Annotated in this window: 14 protein-coding genes and 1 pseudogene; 7 read left to right on the top strand and 8 right to left on the bottom strand. The window is 66.4% G+C overall.

All coding sequences use genetic code 11. From position 1 onward, the window contains the following. The first annotated feature begins 78 nt into the window (after window positions 1–78). From AB0N24_RS05370 to AB0N24_RS05360, 3 genes are read left to right on the top strand one after another with little or no spacing between them, the layout of a single operon-like run. Entirely contained in the window at window positions 79–1,443 is a 1,365-nt protein-coding gene (locus AB0N24_RS05370) for an SLC13 family permease (RefSeq protein WP_364121449.1), read from the top strand. 53 nt (window positions 1,444–1,496) lie between these two features. Beyond that, window positions 1,497–2,744: a CoA transferase gene (locus AB0N24_RS05365; RefSeq protein WP_364121446.1), complete on the top strand. Its 1,248-nt coding sequence runs from the start codon at window positions 1,497–1,499 to the stop codon at window positions 2,742–2,744. 2 nt (window positions 2,745–2,746) lie between these two features. Then, window positions 2,747–4,264, top strand: a complete 1,518-nt coding sequence (locus tag AB0N24_RS05360) for a carboxyl transferase domain-containing protein (protein ID WP_364121444.1) — start codon at window positions 2,747–2,749, stop codon at window positions 4,262–4,264. A 35-nt stretch (window positions 4,265–4,299) separates the two neighbouring features. On the opposite strand, the gene AB0N24_RS05355 is transcribed toward AB0N24_RS05360, so the two are convergent. Continuing rightward, window positions 4,300–5,508, bottom strand: coding sequence for an alanine racemase (locus tag AB0N24_RS05355; RefSeq protein WP_364121442.1), 1,209 nt, complete (start codon window positions 5,506–5,508; stop codon window positions 4,300–4,302). A gap of 175 nt (window positions 5,509–5,683) precedes the next feature. Between AB0N24_RS05355 and AB0N24_RS05350 the strand changes: the two genes are divergently transcribed. The 3 genes from AB0N24_RS05350 to dctA all read left to right on the top strand — a co-directional run bounded on the left by AB0N24_RS05350 (window position 5,684) and on the right by dctA (window position 9,457). Continuing rightward, window positions 5,684–6,592, top strand: coding sequence for a LysR family transcriptional regulator (locus AB0N24_RS05350; RefSeq protein ID WP_364121439.1), 909 nt, complete (start codon window positions 5,684–5,686; stop codon window positions 6,590–6,592). 172 nt (window positions 6,593–6,764) lie between these two features. Next, on the top strand, window positions 6,765–7,862 hold the full coding sequence (locus tag AB0N24_RS05345) for a tartrate dehydrogenase (protein ID WP_364121436.1): 1,098 nt from the start codon (window positions 6,765–6,767) through the stop codon (window positions 7,860–7,862). A gap of 146 nt (window positions 7,863–8,008) precedes the next feature. Then, window positions 8,009–9,457 carry a C4-dicarboxylate transporter DctA gene (dctA, locus tag AB0N24_RS05340; RefSeq protein WP_364121433.1) on the top strand — a complete coding sequence of 483 codons (1,449 nt, stop codon included), beginning with the start codon at window positions 8,009–8,011 and terminating at the stop codon, window positions 9,455–9,457. A gap of 281 nt (window positions 9,458–9,738) precedes the next feature. Here the strand turns inward: dctA and AB0N24_RS05335 are convergent, their stop codons facing one another. The 4 genes from AB0N24_RS05335 to AB0N24_RS05320 all read right to left on the bottom strand — a co-directional run bounded on the left by AB0N24_RS05335 (window position 9,739) and on the right by AB0N24_RS05320 (window position 13,800). After that, complete coding sequence (locus tag AB0N24_RS05335) at window positions 9,739–10,050, bottom strand: hypothetical protein (protein WP_364121430.1); 312 nt, start codon at window positions 10,048–10,050, stop codon at window positions 9,739–9,741. A gap of 62 nt (window positions 10,051–10,112) precedes the next feature. Continuing rightward, window positions 10,113–11,102 carry a D-2-hydroxyacid dehydrogenase family protein gene (locus AB0N24_RS05330; RefSeq protein WP_364121641.1) on the bottom strand — a complete coding sequence of 330 codons (990 nt, stop codon included), beginning with the start codon at window positions 11,100–11,102 and terminating at the stop codon, window positions 10,113–10,115. 47 nt (window positions 11,103–11,149) lie between these two features. Further along, the gene (locus AB0N24_RS05325) at window positions 11,150–12,382 is read right to left on the bottom strand and encodes an amidohydrolase (protein ID WP_364121428.1); all 1,233 of its coding nucleotides are present in this window, start codon (window positions 12,380–12,382) and stop codon (window positions 11,150–11,152) included. Further along, a complete protein-coding gene (locus AB0N24_RS05320) occupies window positions 12,379–13,800 on the bottom strand; it encodes an MFS transporter (protein WP_364121426.1) in 1,422 nt (473 codons plus the stop codon). Before AB0N24_RS05320 ends, AB0N24_RS05325 begins: the two co-directional genes overlap by 4 nt. Before the next feature lie 127 nt (window positions 13,801–13,927). Here AB0N24_RS05320 and AB0N24_RS05315 point away from each other — a divergent pair, with 127 nt between their 5' ends. Further along, window positions 13,928–14,929 carry an AsnC family transcriptional regulator gene (locus AB0N24_RS05315; RefSeq protein ID WP_364121424.1) on the top strand — a complete coding sequence of 334 codons (1,002 nt, stop codon included), beginning with the start codon at window positions 13,928–13,930 and terminating at the stop codon, window positions 14,927–14,929. Between the two features lie 65 nt (window positions 14,930–14,994). On the opposite strand, the gene AB0N24_RS05310 is transcribed toward AB0N24_RS05315, so the two are convergent. From AB0N24_RS05310 to AB0N24_RS05300, 3 genes and pseudogenes are all read right to left on the bottom strand, one after another. Next, a complete protein-coding gene (locus tag AB0N24_RS05310) occupies window positions 14,995–15,375 on the bottom strand; it encodes a VOC family protein (protein WP_364121421.1) in 381 nt (126 codons plus the stop codon). A 402-nt stretch (window positions 15,376–15,777) separates the two neighbouring features. After that, window positions 15,778–16,184, bottom strand: a pseudogene (locus tag AB0N24_RS05305) (amino acid permease); the annotation flags it as partial. A gap of 111 nt (window positions 16,185–16,295) precedes the next feature. Next, complete coding sequence (locus tag AB0N24_RS05300) at window positions 16,296–16,508, bottom strand: hypothetical protein (protein ID WP_364121418.1); 213 nt, start codon at window positions 16,506–16,508, stop codon at window positions 16,296–16,298. Between the last annotated feature and the right edge of the window lie 13 nt (window positions 16,509–16,521).

The following is a 16,521-nucleotide window of genomic DNA, read 5'->3' as shown; positions in this document are numbered from 1 at the left end:
TGACAAAGACACCTAGTGTCTAGGAGGCTAGGCCACTAAGCCAATTGGCTTCCCATCGTCTGATCCGGAGGAACAAAGATGTCCGCTCCCGTCCTGTCCATCATCATCCTGGCGGTGATGTTCCTGCTGGCCACAGTGCTCCCGCTCAACATGGGGGCCTTGGCCTTCGTGGGCGCATTCCTGTTGGGCTCGGTCGTGCTGGGAATGTCCACCACCGACATCCTTGCCAACTTCCCGGGTGGCCTGTTCCTGACCATCGTCGGGGTCACGTACCTGTTCGCCATCGCGCAGAACAACGGCACCATCGACCTCCTCGTTCGGGGCGCCGTTCGGTTGGTGGGCAGCAAGGTGTCGCTCATCCCCTGGATCATGTTCGCCATCACCGCGGTCATCACGGCGGTCGGCGCCCTCTCCCCCGCCGCCGTCGCCATCATCGCGCCGATCGCGCTCAGCTTCGCGGCCAGGCACAAGATCAACCCGCTCATGATGGGCATGATGGTGATCCACGGTGCCCAGGCCGGCGGTTTCTCCCCGATCGCCGTCTACGGCGTTACTGTCAACGGCATTATTGCCAAGACGGAACTGGAAGCCAGCCCCATGGCGATCTTCCTGGCGAGCTTCATCTTCAACCTCGCCATCGCGCTGGTGCTGTTCATTGTTCTCGGCGGCAACAAGCTCCGGTCTTCCGGGGGCGGACGCCTCATGGAGCAGGCCGCCGAAAAGCGCATGTCCGTCAGCGTTGGTGCCCGCGCGGCCGGCGTAACCCTGCAGGGCTCGGGTGCGGACATTTCCTCCGGGGCCGGCGAACGGGCGGCCAACGGGCCGTCGGGAACCAACGCCCGCGCCTCCGTTCCCCAGCTCGTCACCGTTCTTGGCCTGATCGCCCTCGCCGTGATCTCCCTGGGGTTCAAGGTGGACGTCGGCTTCGTCTCCATCACCATTGCCATGGTCCTTGCCCTCGTTTCCCCGGCGGCCCAGAAGGGCGCCGTCAACAAGATCAGCTGGTCCACCGTCCTACTCCTCTGCGGCATGCTCACCTTCGTGGGAGTGCTCGAAGAAGCCGGCACCATCAAGTTCGTGTCCGACGGCGTGGCCCAGCTGGGTATGCCGCTGCTGGCGGCCCTGCTGATCTGCTACATCGGCGCCGTGGTTTCGGCCTTCGCTTCCTCCACCGCCATCCTCGCGGCCCTCATTCCCTTGGCGGTGCCGTTCCTGGCCACCGGGGAAGTCGGCGCCGTCGGGGTTATCGCCGCACTGGCTGTGGCCTCCACGATCGTGGACGTTTCCCCGTTCTCCACCAACGGCGCCCTGGTGCTGGCCAACGCGCACGAGGACGTGGACAAGGACAGGTTCTACAAGCAGATCCTGGCTTACAGCGGCATCGTCGTTGTTGCCGGACCCGCTGTCGCCTGGCTGGTCATGGTGGTCCCGGGCTGGCTCTAGGCATCCCCCTCATGAACTTCATCGCAGGCAACAACAAACAACGAAGGAACCCCATGACCAGCACTGAATCCGCCCTCCGCACCGATGGTCCGCTCGCGGGCTACCTCGTCGTGGACCTGAGCCGTGCCCTGGCCGGCCCGCACGCCGGGATGATGCTGGCTGACCTCGGCGCCAGGGTCATCAAGGTCGAAAATCCGGGCACGGGAGACGATACCCGCGGCTGGGGTCCCCCGTTTGTCGGCCCCGAGGACGACCCCCAGGCCACATACTTCCTGTCCTGCAACCGCAACAAGGAATCCATCGCCCTGGACCTGAAGAGCGACGACGGCCGGACCGTCCTGCGCGAACTCCTCGAACGCGCCGACGTCGTCATCGAGAACTTCCGCACCGGCGTCCTGGACCGTCTCGGTTTTTCCGCGGCGGAAATGCACGCGCTGAACCCGGCATTGGTCATCCTGTCCATCACCGGCTTCGGGCATGACGGGCCGGAATCCCGCCGCAGCGGCTACGACCAGATCCTGCAGGGCGAAGCCGGGCTGATGTCCCTGACCGGCTCCGGCCCGGACGATCCCCAGCGGGTGGGCGTTCCCATCGCCGATCTGCTGTCCGGCATGTACGGGGCGTTCGGCGCCCTCGCCGCGCTGCTGCAGCGCGAGCGGACCGGGCAGGGGCAGACCGTCCGCACGTCACTGCTCGCGGCCCTCATCGGAGTGCACGCTTTCCAAGGCACCAGGGCCACCGTCGCCGGCGAAACGCCCAAGGCCCAGGGCAACCACCACCCTTCCATCGCCCCCTACGGACTGTTCCACTGCCGGCAGGGCCGTGTGCAGATCAGCGTGGGCAGCGAAAAGCTCTGGAACACGTTCGCATCCACCTTTGGAATCGACGCCGCCCGGCCGGAATTCGCCACCAACGCGGACCGGGTGCGCAACCGCGAGAAGGTCATCGAAGAGGTCGAGCAGGCCTTCGCCGACTTCGAGGCCGAGCCGCTGCTCGCCAAACTCAACGAGGCCGGCATCCCGGCCGGCAAGGTCCGCACCCTGGACGAGGTCTACGCCTGGGAGCAGGTCCACTCACAGGGGCTCGTGATCGACGTCGACCACAGGATCCTGGGCACCGTGAGCCTGCCCGGACCGCCGCTGCGGTTCTTCAGCGCCGCCGACACCGCGGAAACCACACTGAAAACGCACACCGCCCCGCCGCTGCTGGACCAGGACGGGGAGCAGATCCGGCAGTGGCTCGGCCTGCTTCCCGCCGGCGCCAGCGTCGGCCCTGCCGCGGCGGGACAGGAAAGGCGCTGACCATGCTGACTGAACAAAAGGCAAGGCACCTGGACGCCGCCGAACTCATCACCGCCGTACTCGACCCGGGCTCCTACCGGAGCTGGGACGCCCCGGTGGTTGACCCCGATCCCGGCCCGGAGTACCGGCAGGAACTGACGGCCGCCCGCGCTAAAACCGGCGTGGACGAATCCGTCCTCACCGGCGAAGGCCTCATCCGCGGCCGGCGCGTGGCCGTGATCGTCAGCGAATTCCGTTTCCTCGCCGGTTCCATCGGCCTCGCCGCAGCGGAACGCATCGTCACCGCCGTCGAACGGGCAACCCGGGAAGGCCTGCCGCTGCTGGCCGGTCCGGCGTCGGGCGGTACCCGCATGCAGGAGGGAACCATCGCCTTCCTGTCCATGGTGAAAATCAGCGCGGCCGTCCGCCTGCACCGCCAGGCCGGACTGCCCTACCTCGTCTACCTGCGGCACCCCACCACGGGAGGGGTCATGGCGTCGTGGGGATCCCTCGGCCACATCACCGTGGCCGAGCCCGGTGCCCTGCTCGGCTTCCTCGGACCGCGCGTCTACGAAGCCCTGCATGGCACGCCGTTTCCGGAGAACGTCCAGGTCGCCGAAAACCTCTTCGACAGGGGCCTGATCGACGCGGTGGTCCCGCCCTCGCAACTGTCCGACGTCGTCGACCGCGCCCTGGGCATCCTGGTCACCGGCCCGCACCCGCGGCCCGCGCCGCCGAGGACCCTGTCGGTCAAACCGTCCGACGCCGGCGCCTGGGAATCGATCGGAATCTCCCGGAACCCGCGGCGGCCGGACCTGCGCCAGCTGCTCGCCTACGGTGCCCGGGATGTGCTGCCGCTCAACGGCACCGGACAGGGGGAAAAGGATCCCGGCCTGCAGCTTGCCCTGGCACGCTTCGGCCAGGAATCCTGCGTGGTCATCGGCCACACCCGGCCCCGGCCCTCGCAGCAGACGGCGATGGGACCGGCGTCCCTCCGTGAGGCCCGGCGCGGCATGCGCCTGGCCGAGGAACTCGGACTGCCGCTGCTGACCGTCATCGACACCGGCGGCGCGGCACTCTCCAAGGAAGCCGAAGAAGGAGGGCTCGCCGGCGAGATCGCCCGGTCCCTGCACGATCTCATCGGGCTGACCTCCCCCACCGTGTCCGTGCTGCTCGGCCAAGGCGCCGGCGGCGGGGCACTGGCCCTCCTGCCCGCGGACCGCACCATCGCAGCCCAGCATGCCTGGCTCTCCCCGCTCCCGCCTGAAGGCGCCAGCGCCATCGTCCACCGGAACACCGACTTCGCGCCCGCCATGTCCGAAACCCAGGGCGTCAACGTCGCATCCCTGCACGCCAACGGACTCGTCGAACACATCGTCGACGAACGCCCCGACGCCTCCCTCGAGGCAAAAGCGTTCTGCCAGCGGATTGGACAGGCCATCGAATACGAACTCGCCACCCTGTCCAACGCCGGAATCACCACACTGCTGCCGCAGCGGCTGGCGAAATACCGGAACCTGGGCGGCCTCACCGCCCGGTGACTACCGGGCCGGACACTCGGCATTCCTGCCGTGGCTCACCCGTGGGCCGCAACAAGGGACGACCGGTGGAAATCCGTGTGCCACACACCAATTTCCTGACCGCTTCCGTCGGTGACGACGTATTCGGGCCAGCGGTCGAACGCGGAGCAGGGGTGGGATATCCCGAAGTCCACCACATCCGTGACGTCCAGGCCGTTCACCCCGGTGAGGACCGTGTGATGGTCGAAGAGATTGCGCACCACAGCGGTTGCACCGACCTTCGGTGCGCCGTCAGCAGTCTGTACCGACAGGACCACCGGCAGGCCGGCGTCGTAGGGAAGATCCCGCTTGCCGGCGCCGACGACGGCCATCCCGTCTTCGGGGGTGGACAGCACGACGGCGCGGACCGTCAGCGCCGGGAGGAGGCCGGGCACGGGACTGACGCTGGCGTACGTGCCGTGATCGTGGGTGACGTAGCAGCCGGATCGGACGATCCTCCGTGTTCCGGGGACCTGGCTGTCATCCGGGAGGTATTCCGCCACGCGGTCCGGGAAAGCTGACCCGCCCATGGAGTAGATGGGCGTCGGCGTCTCATAAAACCGGGCGACTTCCAGATACACGTCCCGCACCAGCCGGCAGTGCCGGTCAACGGCCGCGATCGTCTCTTCGGCCCTGCTGTTGGGCACGACGCCTTCGTAGCCGGCAACGCCAACGAGCCGGAGTCCGGGCGCTGCGCGGACCAGCTCAGCGATGCGGACAGCTTCCTGGAGGCTGCGGATCCCTGTGCGCCCGCCCGGCGTTCCCACGTCGAGAAGCACTTCAAGGGCGGCTCCCGCTTTGGCGTCGAAGACCTGGGCTGCCGCCCCGACTCCGGCAGCAGAGTCCACGAAGCAACGGATTTCCCGCCCCGAATCTTCCTCCAGCCAGCTGCGGAGGCGTGTCAGGCCCAACCGGTCGACGACCTGATTGGCGATAAGGACATGCCGGTGTCCCCAGGCGAGAGCAGAAGCGGCTTGGTCCACCGTGGCCACGGTTACGCCCACCGCCCCGGCAGCCACCTGCCGGGCTATGATCGGCGCGGACATGGTTGTCTTCACGTGCGGCACGAGGTCCACATGCCGTTCCTGGCACCAGGACGCCATCACCCGGATGTTGTTTTCGAGGGCGTCGCTGTTGAGCCGCAGCTGCGGATAGGCCGGGGCAATGGCGGCGGGTGCCACGGAGCCCCCATCATGTTCGCTGTGGGGTTGGATCGGGCTGCTCACGGGGCTCCTTGCAGTTACGGGGCGGGCCCCCTCTCCGAATGCGTCAGCGGGGCCGGCTTGGACGCTGCGTTGATTCTGTCATAGGCGTAGGCTATCTATGCTTCAGGGCGGCACGCATGGCTCCCGTCGGGCCGTTACGCGGGAAGCCCAAGGACCGAATCGCGAAGGGGCTGGCGTGGATACGCGGAAGCTGAAGTATTTCCTGGCCGTTGTTGACCATGACGGATTCAGCCGCGCGGCAGAACACCTGCTGATCGCCCAACCTTCGCTGTCCCAGACCATCGCGGGGCTGGAGAAGGACCTCGGCGTGCCGCTCTTCCACCGCGTCGGCCGCCGGGCGGTCCTCAGCGAAGCAGGCAAGGAACTCGTCGGGCCGGCCCGCCTCGTGATGCGCGACCTCGATGCCGCGCAGTCCGCGGTACAGGCGCTACGGGGGGTGCGCAGCGGCCGCCTGGACATCATCACCATGCCCTCGCCCGGGATTGAGCCGCTCACCTCAATGATCGCCGGGTTCACCAGGCTCCACCCCTCGGTCCGGCTCAACGTCAGCGCCGCGTTCACGCCCGAGGAAGTCATCGAATCCGTCCGCACGGGGAGCACCGAAATCGGTCTTGCCGGCTCCTCGACGCCCATCAGGGTCCCGGGCGTGCAGGTCCTCGAGCTGGAGCGCCAGCCGCTGATCCTGATCGTGAACCCCCAGGCCGACACCTTCAGCCCGGGAACGTCCATCCAGCGGGAGGACCTCGGCGGGCACCGGCTGATCGCCAGCCAGCGTGGATCCCTGATGCGGTGGCTGGTGGACGATGCGCTGGCGCACGGCGTCAACACGGAGATCGTCGTCGAGGTGGCCCACAGGACCTCCATCCTGCCGCTGGTGCTCGCCGGAGTTGGTCATGCCGTGATGCCCTCCTCCTGGGCGCCCACCGCGCACAAGGCCGGGCTGCGCACGGTGCTCATCGAACCCGTGTCCCACCTCGATGTTGCCATCCTGAGCCGGAAGGAAGACCTGACGCCGGCGGCCCGGGCGTTCCTGAAAGTGGCGGAGCTGCACGCACATGACAAGCCCGATCCATTGCTCCGCTAGCGCCCTTTTGGGCACCGGAAAGGGCGCTAGCGGGGCAATCGATGGAAGATCGATAGGCTGAACCTATTTGCCGGATCGTATCTTGGTCTTGGACGCCCGATAGGGGCTGGCCGTCTACTTGAAGAGGAAGGCAGTGTGACGCTGCTAACAGACTCAACGAGGAGGTAGGCACATGAGCGCCACCCAGAAATTCAGCATCGCTTCAATCCCCGCAGACGGCGTCGGCAAGGAGGTCGTCTCCGCCGGCCGCCGCGTCCTGGACGCGCTGGCAGAGAACTCCGGCGGCAAGTTCGCATTCGAGTGGACCGAGTTCCCGTGGGGCTGCGGCTACTACGAAAAGACCGGCCAGATGATGGATCCCCAGGGCCTTGAAACCCTGAAGGACTTCGACGCTATCTACTTCGGCGCCGTCGGCTGGGAGAACGTCCCGGACCACATCAGCCTCTGGGGCCTGCGCCTGAACATCACGCAGAACTTTGACCAGTGGGCCAACATCCGCCCCGTGAAATTCCTCCCGGGCATCCAGTCCCCGCTCCGCAAGGCCGACAACACCGAGCTGGACTGGATTGTTGTCCGCGAGAACAGCGAAGGCGAATACGCCGGACTGGGCGGACGCAACCTGAGCGGCCGCGGCCCCGGCAACGAGGTCGCCCTGCAGACCGCTCTGTTCACCGAAAAGGGCTGCGAGCGCATCATGCGCTTCGCGTTCGACCTCGCCCGGACCCGGACGGTCAAGAAGGTCTCGTCCGTGACGAAGTCCAACGCCCAGCAGTACGGCATGGTCCTCTGGGACGAAACGTTCCAGCGCGTGGCCCTGGACTACCCGGACGTGGCGACTGAAAGCGTCCTGGTCGATGCCATGAGCGCGAAGTTCATCCTGCACCCCGAGGACCTGTCCGTCGTCGTGGCCTCAAACCTGAACGCCGACATCCTGTCCGATCTGGGCTCGGCCCTGGCCGGCAGCCTGGGCCTGGCAGCCAGCGCCAACCTGAACCCGGAACGCCGCTTCCCGTCCATGTTCGAACCGGTCCACGGCTCCGCCCCTGACATTGCGGGCAAGGGCATCAGCAACCCGATCGGTGCGATCGCCAGTGCGGCCCTGATGCTGGACCACTTCGGCCTGCACGAGGAAGCCCGCCTGGTCGAGGCCGCCATCGAACAGACCACAGCTGCGGGGTACCTGACCCGCGACGTCGGCGGCGAAGCCAACACCGATGACGTCACCGAGGCAATCATCAAGGCCCTCACCCACACCCTGGCCGCCGTCTAGCCGGAACGCGCGACCAGCCGGGACAAACCGGGCGGTCAGTACATAGCCCGGAGTGGACGGCGGTTCAACACACCGCCGCCGTCCACTCCGTCGTGCTCCCATTCATCAAGCACCCTCCAGTTACATTCCACAACGAGGTAGGAATCATGGACCACATCACTACCGCCGGCTCGGCTGTCCCAGCCAAGACGCAGCCGGCCCCCAGGACACGCTGGTACAAGCAGCTGTACTTCTGGGTACTGACCGCCATTCTCGTCGGCATTCTCGTCGGCTGGCTCGCACCGTCCGCCGGCATCGCCATGGAACCCATCGGCACCACCTTCGTCAACTCGATGAAGATGCTCATCGGCCCGATCGTGTTCCTGACCATCGTGGGCGGCATCGCCAGCGTCGCGGACCTGAAAAAGGTTGGCATGACCGGGCTGAAAGCCCTCACGTACTTCCAGGTCGGCACCATCTTCGCGATGATCTTCGGCCTCGTCGCCATCAACATCTTCCGCCTTGGTGAAGGCGTCAACGCTGACGCCAGCACCATCAAGACCACCGAGTCCGCCGCCAAGCTCATCGACGCCGGCCAGCACCAGGAGTGGTGGCAGTTCCTCACCCACATCATCCCCAACAGCATCGTCGGCCCCTTCGTGGAAGGTGACATCCTCCAGATCATCTTCATCGCCGTCGTCTTCGGCATCGCCCTGAACGCCATGGGCAAGGTCGGCGCCCCGGTCCTGGACGGCGTGCAGCGCCTGACCGGCGTGATGTTCAAGATCCTGGGCTTCATCATGAAGGCTGCCCCGCTGGGCGCCTTCGGTGCCATGGCCTTCGCTGTCGGCAAGTACGGCGTCTCCTCGCTCACCAGCATGGGCGGGCTGATCGCCCTGTTCTACGTCACCTCCATCCTCTTCGTTGTGGTGGTCCTCGGTTCCGTCATGGCCTTCCTGAAGCTGAACATCTTCAAGATGATCCGTCACCTCAAAGAGGAGTACATGCTCATCCTCGGCACCTCCACTGCCGAACCGGCCCTCCCCGGCCTGATGCGCAAGCTCGAGCACGCCGGCGTCAAGAAGGAAACCGTCGGGCTTGTGGTCCCCACCGGCTACAGCTTCAACCTCGACGGCGCCGCCATCTACCTCTCGCTGGCTGCCCTCTACATCGCCCAGGCCACCAACACCGACCTGACCATCGGCCAGCAGCTCGGCCTCCTCGCCGTCATGCTGCTGACCTCCAAGGGCGCGGCCGGCGTCGCCGGCGGCGGCTTCATCGCCCTGACCGCCACGCTGACCACGATCGGCACCATCCCCGCCGCAGGCATCATGCTCATCTTCGGGATCGACAAGTTCATGTCCGAATGCCGGGCCCTGGTGAACTTCACCGGCAACGCCGTCGCGACACTGTTTATCGCCTGGTGGGACCGCACCCTGGACGCGGACCGGGCCCGCCGGGTCTTCAACGGCGAGGTTGTGGAACCGATGCCGGCAGAGGACCCCATCCACATCGACGAGGTCACGGACATCGACGAGGATCTGGCCGAATACGGCCACCACACGCCCAAGCACCCGGCAACTGACCGCCGCCCCGCCTACTCGGAATCCAGCTGAGCGGACAATCAGCTGCCAGTGGCAGCAGAAACGCCCGTCCGGGGTAACCCGGGCGGGCGTTCCTTTTTGCCCGCGAAAGCCGCGAAGTGCCGGCGTCGTCTGCTACCGGCCGGATGACGCCGAAGGCGATGATCACCCGGTAGGTGGATGTGGCCACGCCCGGGAGGGAAAATACGGCAAAAGCGAGCCGTTGCGCGATGCCGTGCTTGAGCATCGCCAGGGCGAGGATGAACGCGCCGATGAAGGTGAAGATCGTCGTCGAGCCGAACGCGGCCAGGACCTCACTGGCCGGGGCCACGCCGAGGACCACGACGGCGGCCACCCACGGGGATCGGCACCGGTTCACAGATCCACAGGATGATCACGCCCAGCAGAACCGCAGCCAGCAACTGCTGCGTCCGGTCCATCGGCACCGGCAGGAGTGCGAACGTGGTCGCCACTGCAGGAGCGAGGAAGAAACCCAGCGTTTGCCTGGCCCGCTCGAACCTCTCCTGCTCACTCAGGCTCCGGAAGGTCTTGCCGCCGAGCAGGGCGGCGCGGACGTCGGTCCGCCCGGACAATCTCAGGGGGTCGGCGGGCAGGTCCGTGGACATCGTCGTCCTTCCGTCATGGATGAGTCAGTTCCGTGAGGAGCCTGAATCAGCCTGCAGTGCACTCACACCGAAGGCCCCGTCCGGTGCGTACCGGTGGGCGTCAGCAGGCGCATCGGGCTGCCTTGGAGCCAGGCCTGCACGTCTTCGAAGGCACCGCCGTAGAACTGACGGTAGCTTTGCTCCGTGACGTACCCCAGATGCGGAGACAGAACGGTCCGGGGTGCGGACAGCAGTCGATGCCCGGCGGGCAGCGGTTCGACGTCGTAGACGTCCAGGGCGGCGCCGCCCAGCCAGCCGTCCGTCAGTCCGCGGACCAGGGCGTCCTCGTCGACAAGGGGGCCGCGGGCGGTGTTGACCAGAACCCCTGTTGGCCCCAGGAGGCGGAGTTCGTCCTCGCCTACGACTCCGCGGGAGCGGTCCGAAAGACGCACATGCACCGACACCACGTCCGATTCCCGGAAGAGTGCGTCCTTGCCCACTCTCCGGGCGCCGGCCTGCAAGGCTGCCTCGTCGGTGAGATTGGGGCTCCAGGCGATGACGTCCATCCCAAAAGCCTGGCCGTAAGCGGCGATACGGGTCCCGATTTTGCCCAGGCCCAGCACCCCCAGGGTCTTGCCGGCCAGCTCAAAGCCGACCGTGGACTGCCAGCGGCCGGCGCGCAGGCGTCGGTCCTCGAACGGAATGCTGCGGGCGAATGCAAGCAACAGTGCCCAGGTCAGTTCCGGGGCGGCTGCCGGCGAACCTCCGGTTCCGCACACCATGATGCCCTGTTCCTCGGCCGCCTGGAGATCAATGGACTGGTTGGCCATCCCGGTGGTCACCAGCAGCTTCAGTCCGGGCAGCTGCCGCAGCCGTTCGCGGCCGAAGGCGGTCCGTTCCCGCATGGCGATGACGACGTCGAAGTCCCGCAGGCTCGAGACTGTGTGGACGTCATCCCGAAATGGCTGGGTGAAGACTGTGACCTCGACGCCGTCCGCCGCAAGCTGTTCCCACGGCGCATAGTCCAGGGCGACGGACTGGTAGTCATCAAGAATGGCAAGGCGCAGGCGCATCATTGGTTCCTTTGGGGTCCAGGTAACGAGGGCTTCCTGCTGACAGGCTACCCTCGAACCCCAGCCAGCAGGCGTGCCCGCTGCCGGGTGTCCCGTGCAGCTGCCCCGGCGGCCGCCGCCAGACCGAACGCGCCGTCCAGCACCGCCCGGTCGGCGGATGCGGAAGACCCATAGGCGGCGAACTCCGCCGTGTGGTGGGCTGCGCCGCCCACGTCGTAGCCCAGCAGCGGGTGGATGCTTGGCACCAGCTGCGAGACGTTGCCCATGTCCGTGGAAGCCACCGGCTCGTCGTTGAACACGACCTGCCTCCCCCGGGCAGTCATCGCCTCGCGGTACGCCTCGGACAGGAACCTGTCCTGCCTCAGCTCGGCATACGCGTTGCCGGTAGGCGTGACCCTGAGCGTGGCACCGCTGGCGAGGGCACCGGCCTCCAGGCAGCGCCGCACACGGTCCTCGATCACCCGCAGCGTCGCCAGGCTGGGTGAGCGCATCTCCACGCTGGCCCGGGCACGCTCCGGGATGACGTTGACGGCGCTCCCGCCTTCGGTGACGATCAGCGAAACGATCGAGCCGGACGGAAGCTGCTGCCGGGCCAAGGCAACAGCGGTCTGGGCAACCACCAGCGCGTCCAAGGCATTGATCCCCTCGGCCGGTGCCGCCGCAGCGTGCGCCGGCCGCCCCTCGTACAGCACATCCCACATGCCCATGGCCAGGGATGAGCCGCCGATGACGTCCTCTGCCCCGGCGTGGGCCATCATCGCGAGGCATACGTCGTCAAAGAAGCCTTCACCGATGAGGTCCACTTTGCCCCCGGTGGTCTCCTCGGCGGGGGTACCGAGCGCCTTGACCGTAATGCCGAGGTCATCCGCAACAGCGGCCAGGGCGAGCGCCGCCCCCACGGCACTGGCGGCGTTCACGTTATGTCCGCAGGCGTGTCCAATATCCGGCAGGGCATCGTATTCGACGCAAAGGGCCACCACGAGTTCCCCGCTCCCGTACCGGGCGCTGAAGGCCGCGGGGAGCACCGGCTGGGCGGCGTCAAAGCTGAAGCCGGCCGAGCGCAGCAGCCCGCTGGCCCGTTTGGCAGCCCGGAACTCCTCGCCGCTGCGTTCCGGGTCGGCGTGGATGGCATGGCTCAGGCGGAGAATCCTGGGCTGCCAGCGATCCAGCTCTGCGGAGATCCGGCTTTGGATTCCGGACCCTACGGCGGGCGCAAGGTCCGCCGTCACCGTCACCGTAGCCAGGCCCAGCGCACCCGCACCCGTCGCCGCCGGGCTCATGCCCGGACCCCGGCCGGCTGCCCCTTCGGGTAGCGCGCTGCGGCGGCGGCTGCGACCAGCGCAGCTACGGCGAGCGTTCCCCAGATGGAGCCGAGGCCGCCCTCCGTGATGCGCCCGGATTCGGCCGACGACGAGGAGAGCAGCCTGACGACGGCGGCGCCCACCGCAATGCCGACGGAAAGGGCCAGCTCGTTGAGACCGGCAGCCGTCGAGGTCTCCTCAACGGGCACACCCTCAACGGACAGCGAGCGGGTCCCTGCCTGGTACATGCCAAGGCTCAGGTTGAACATGGCGAAGCCGACACAATATCCGGCCAGCGAGGTGTGTGCCAGAATCATCACCGCAAATCCGCCGGCCAGGAGCAATCCTGCGAACACCAGCGTGGCGCGCTCGCCGAAGGCTGCGAGTGCCCGCGCGGTCAACAGCGAGGACACGAGCGAGAGCACGGATGCCACCGCGAGGACGATGGCGATCATGAGCGGGCTGAGCGCAAATCCGTAGCCGGTCTGATCGGGGTTGGCGTGCAGAAAGATGCCGTTGGTGCCGAAGTAGCTGATGGACGCAAAGCCGAAGAAGAAGGTGGCCAGCGAGACTACCCGGATTCGCGGGTTTGCCAGCAAGCGCAGGTCCACGAACCTCTTCCCGCGCTCCGCGCCGCCGGCATCGATCACAGCCCAGAAGGCCAGCAATGCCAGCCCGACCAGGCCGGATCCGAGCGTCCGCGCATCGAGCCAGCCCCAGTCCGGTCCCATCGACAGGGCAACCACGAAGCCGATCAGGCCGAGCGAACAGGCCAGCAGCGGAACAACGGCGAGCCTTTCCCCGGTGGGAGTTCCGGCGTCGGGCAGCAGGAACGAGCACACCAGGGCCACGACGGCGAAGGGGACGGCCACCCAGAAACCGAGGGCAGGGTCGCTGACGCCCACGATCCCCGCCAGCAGCCCGCCGGCGCCGACCATGATCATGAGCATGCCGATCATGACGCTGACTCCGGTGCGGGTATGGGCGGGGCTGCTGACCCGCAGGATTCCCATCATCAACGGGATGAAGCCGACGACGCAGGTGAGCATAACGACGCCCACGGTCACTGTCCACAGGGAGGGCCAGAGTGCCATCATGAGCACTCCGGCAGCGACGACGGCCGTGGACCAGCGGAGCACCAACCGGTATCCGTAGCTGTCTCCGAGCCGCGAAATGATGGGCGTCAGCACCGCGAAACTGACGTTGGCAACAAGGAAGATGCCGTTGATGGTCGGATCGTCTATCGCAAAAACGGGCCCGAGGGCGGGCAGGATGGGGTTCAAGTACCCCTGGGTGACGCCGCTGAGTGATTCGATCACAGCCATTGCCACGATCATGCCCATGATGGTCCGGCGGGTGATGGCCGCTGCCGCCGGTGGCGCTGTCTTGTTTGTCATGTGCTTCCTTGGGATTCGGGGCAATTACGCCTGGGTGATGCGAGTCACAACGTTAGGGCAGGCATCATTCTCAGCTCTTGAATTGCTCGAATGCACCAATCCACCCCGAAATTTGAAATAATTAGCCATGATCTCCGAACTTGATCTCGAAATCGTCAACGCCTTGCAGATCAACCCCAGGGCGGACTGGTCCCGGGTCGGGGACGTCATGGATTTGTCCGGGGCAACCGTCGCCCGCCGCTGGAACGCGCTCGCGGAAGAGGGACTCGCGTGGATCACACCGTCGCCGGGGCCGCGCTATCTCAGTGCCGGCTGGTCCGCCTTTATCCAGCTGTCCTCGGTGCCGGGCGAGCACGAGGCCCTCATCCGGCGGCTCTGTGCCGAACCGGCCTTCGGGACCGTCTCCCTGGTCTCGGGACCCCACGACCTGTTCGTGGACTGCTTCGCATCAAGCCATGAGGAACTGATGGCGATTGTCACCGGCTCCTTCGCGGACCTGCCGGGGGTCACCCGCAGGGAGGTCGTTTTTGTCACGCAGCTCTACCGGCAGGCCTCGGAGTGGCGCAGCGGCACCCTGGAACCGGCACGGGCGCGGCTCATGGCGAAGGAGTCCGTGGCCCCGCCGCCGGCATATGCCCCGGACCGGCTGGACGCCTCCCTGCTCGAAGAGTTGGCAGTCGACGGGCGGGCCAGCTGGGCGGAGCTGGGCGCTGCCTGCGGCGTGTCGCCCCAGACAGCGCGACGGCGGGTGGAACGGTTCCTGGCGTCCGGCTACATGGCGATGAGGTGCGATACGTCCGTTTCCGTCCAGCAGGGCCTGCGGGAAGTCAGCCTGAGCCTGAACGTTCCCGCGACCCATGTGGATTCCATTGGCAAGTACTTCGCTGGCCTGCCGGGCTGCCGTTTGAGCGCCCAGGTTCTGGGTGCCCAGAACCTGGTGGTCACACTGTGGGTCCGCGACTATCTGGAAGTGCAGGGCCACGAACGTGAGCTGGCAGCCAGGGCGCCCGGAAGCACGGTGATTTCCCGCCAGGCTGTGGTGCGCACCTACAAGCGGCTCGGCCATCTGCTGGACGAGTCCGGCCGCAGCCGCAGTGTGGTGCCCCTGCCTCTTTGGCGCGAGGCGTGACCCGGGCGAATTCCGCTGGAACACCGGGCGCCGCGCCCAGGAGCACCACCCGCAGGGAAATACGGCTACTTGCTCTGGAAGATATTCAGGATGTTGCCCTCGGTGTCCAGGAACCAGGCAGCTTTGCCGACGGCATCGGTAGCGATGCCGTTTTCAGTCTTCAGGCCGGGAAAGTCGTATTCCTCGAAGGTGACGCCGCGGCCCCGCAGTTCTTCCATCTCGGCTTCGATGTTGTCCGTGGTCCAGCCCATCTGGGTGTTTTTCGCGGTGCCGGCGTTGTCGGTCTGGTACAGCAGGAATGTCGTTCCGTTCCCGCAGCGGTACATCAGGTTTTGGTCGTCCAAGACGTCCGGGGCGTCGAGTCCCAGCACGTTCTGATAGAAATCACGTGCCCTGGTAATGTCCTTAGCCGGGAGCACCGCGGCGACCTCACGATCCTTGAGCATGATGAATTCTCCTTAGTTGAGGGATGGAGATATCCGCCCCGAAGGCGGCGCCTGCGAAGGCGGCATTGCCGGCTCTGCCCGGCACCCGGCTGTCGCCAATTTGCGATGCACCGGGACTGTCGGGGAGTTTTCGCGGCCGCATCAACGGCCTGCTCGAGAGTCTCCCCGGCGTTCATATCGCCATTATGGACGCTGATGCACCTCCCCGGATATAGGTCGGCGGATGGCCCGGCCTGGAAGCGTCTGGCGCAGATAATCCCCAACCCTCCGCCGTCATCGGGAGGCAGTTCCGGTGTTTGTCCGCCTGTTGATCAGCCACGTGACAAACCACAGCACGACGCCGATCGCCATCAGTGAACACGCACAGCAGCAGGAACGCGGTAGTGCCGGAGAGGTTGGCCACAACACCACGTTGAATTTCACGCTCTCACCCACGCCGCGCAGGTTGATCGCCGCCAAAAGCAGCATGAACCCCATGGCCACCGCGGTGATCACGCCCTATCCCGGCACGTCCATCCAGCCGTTGATCTCCAGGCCGCCGAAAAAGTTCTGGGCGAGCACGTTCGCCGAGGTGGAGGCGCTGGTGATGCCGGAACAGACGACGGCGAACGCGACCACGAAGGCCAGGAGGAAGGGAGCCAGACGATGCCGCCGACAGTTCCGGCCATCGTGCCCGTGACGGCGTAGACGCCGGCGCCAAGGATGTCACCGACGATGAAGAGGAGTAGCAGCCTGGGCCCGAGGACCCGTCTGTGGCCCTGGCGGTCGTTTGGCAACAACCGATGAACCCTTTCGGGGGCGATGTGGATGACTGCACCGGGGAACAGATGGCTGTGTGATGCCGTAGCCGTCCTGACATTTCCAGCAGATCCCGTCATGATGGCCACCTTACGCGCCCTGGTGACAGCCCCGCTGATGCCCTATGGGTGCTCGCCGCCGGGCGTCACGACGTCCTCCAGCATTGACCTGTCGAAGAATCGGACTTCGCCGGTTGCCGAGAAGAACACTGGAACAACTGAGGTGCTCGGGTCCTTTGAGGTTTCGTAGATATCGGCCCCGCTCCCGTGTTTGCGCGCAATGGTTCCAACCAGGTCGGTGCCGCGAACCCGGACTGTACGGAATTTGTAGCTCATGTGGACCCCTTCG

This window comes from Arthrobacter sp. NPDC093128, assembly GCF_040683875.1.
GTDB lineage: Bacteria > Actinomycetota > Actinomycetes > Actinomycetales > Micrococcaceae > Arthrobacter.
Note: the sequence above shows the minus strand (reverse complement) of the source record. Positions and strands in the feature narration are given on the sequence as shown.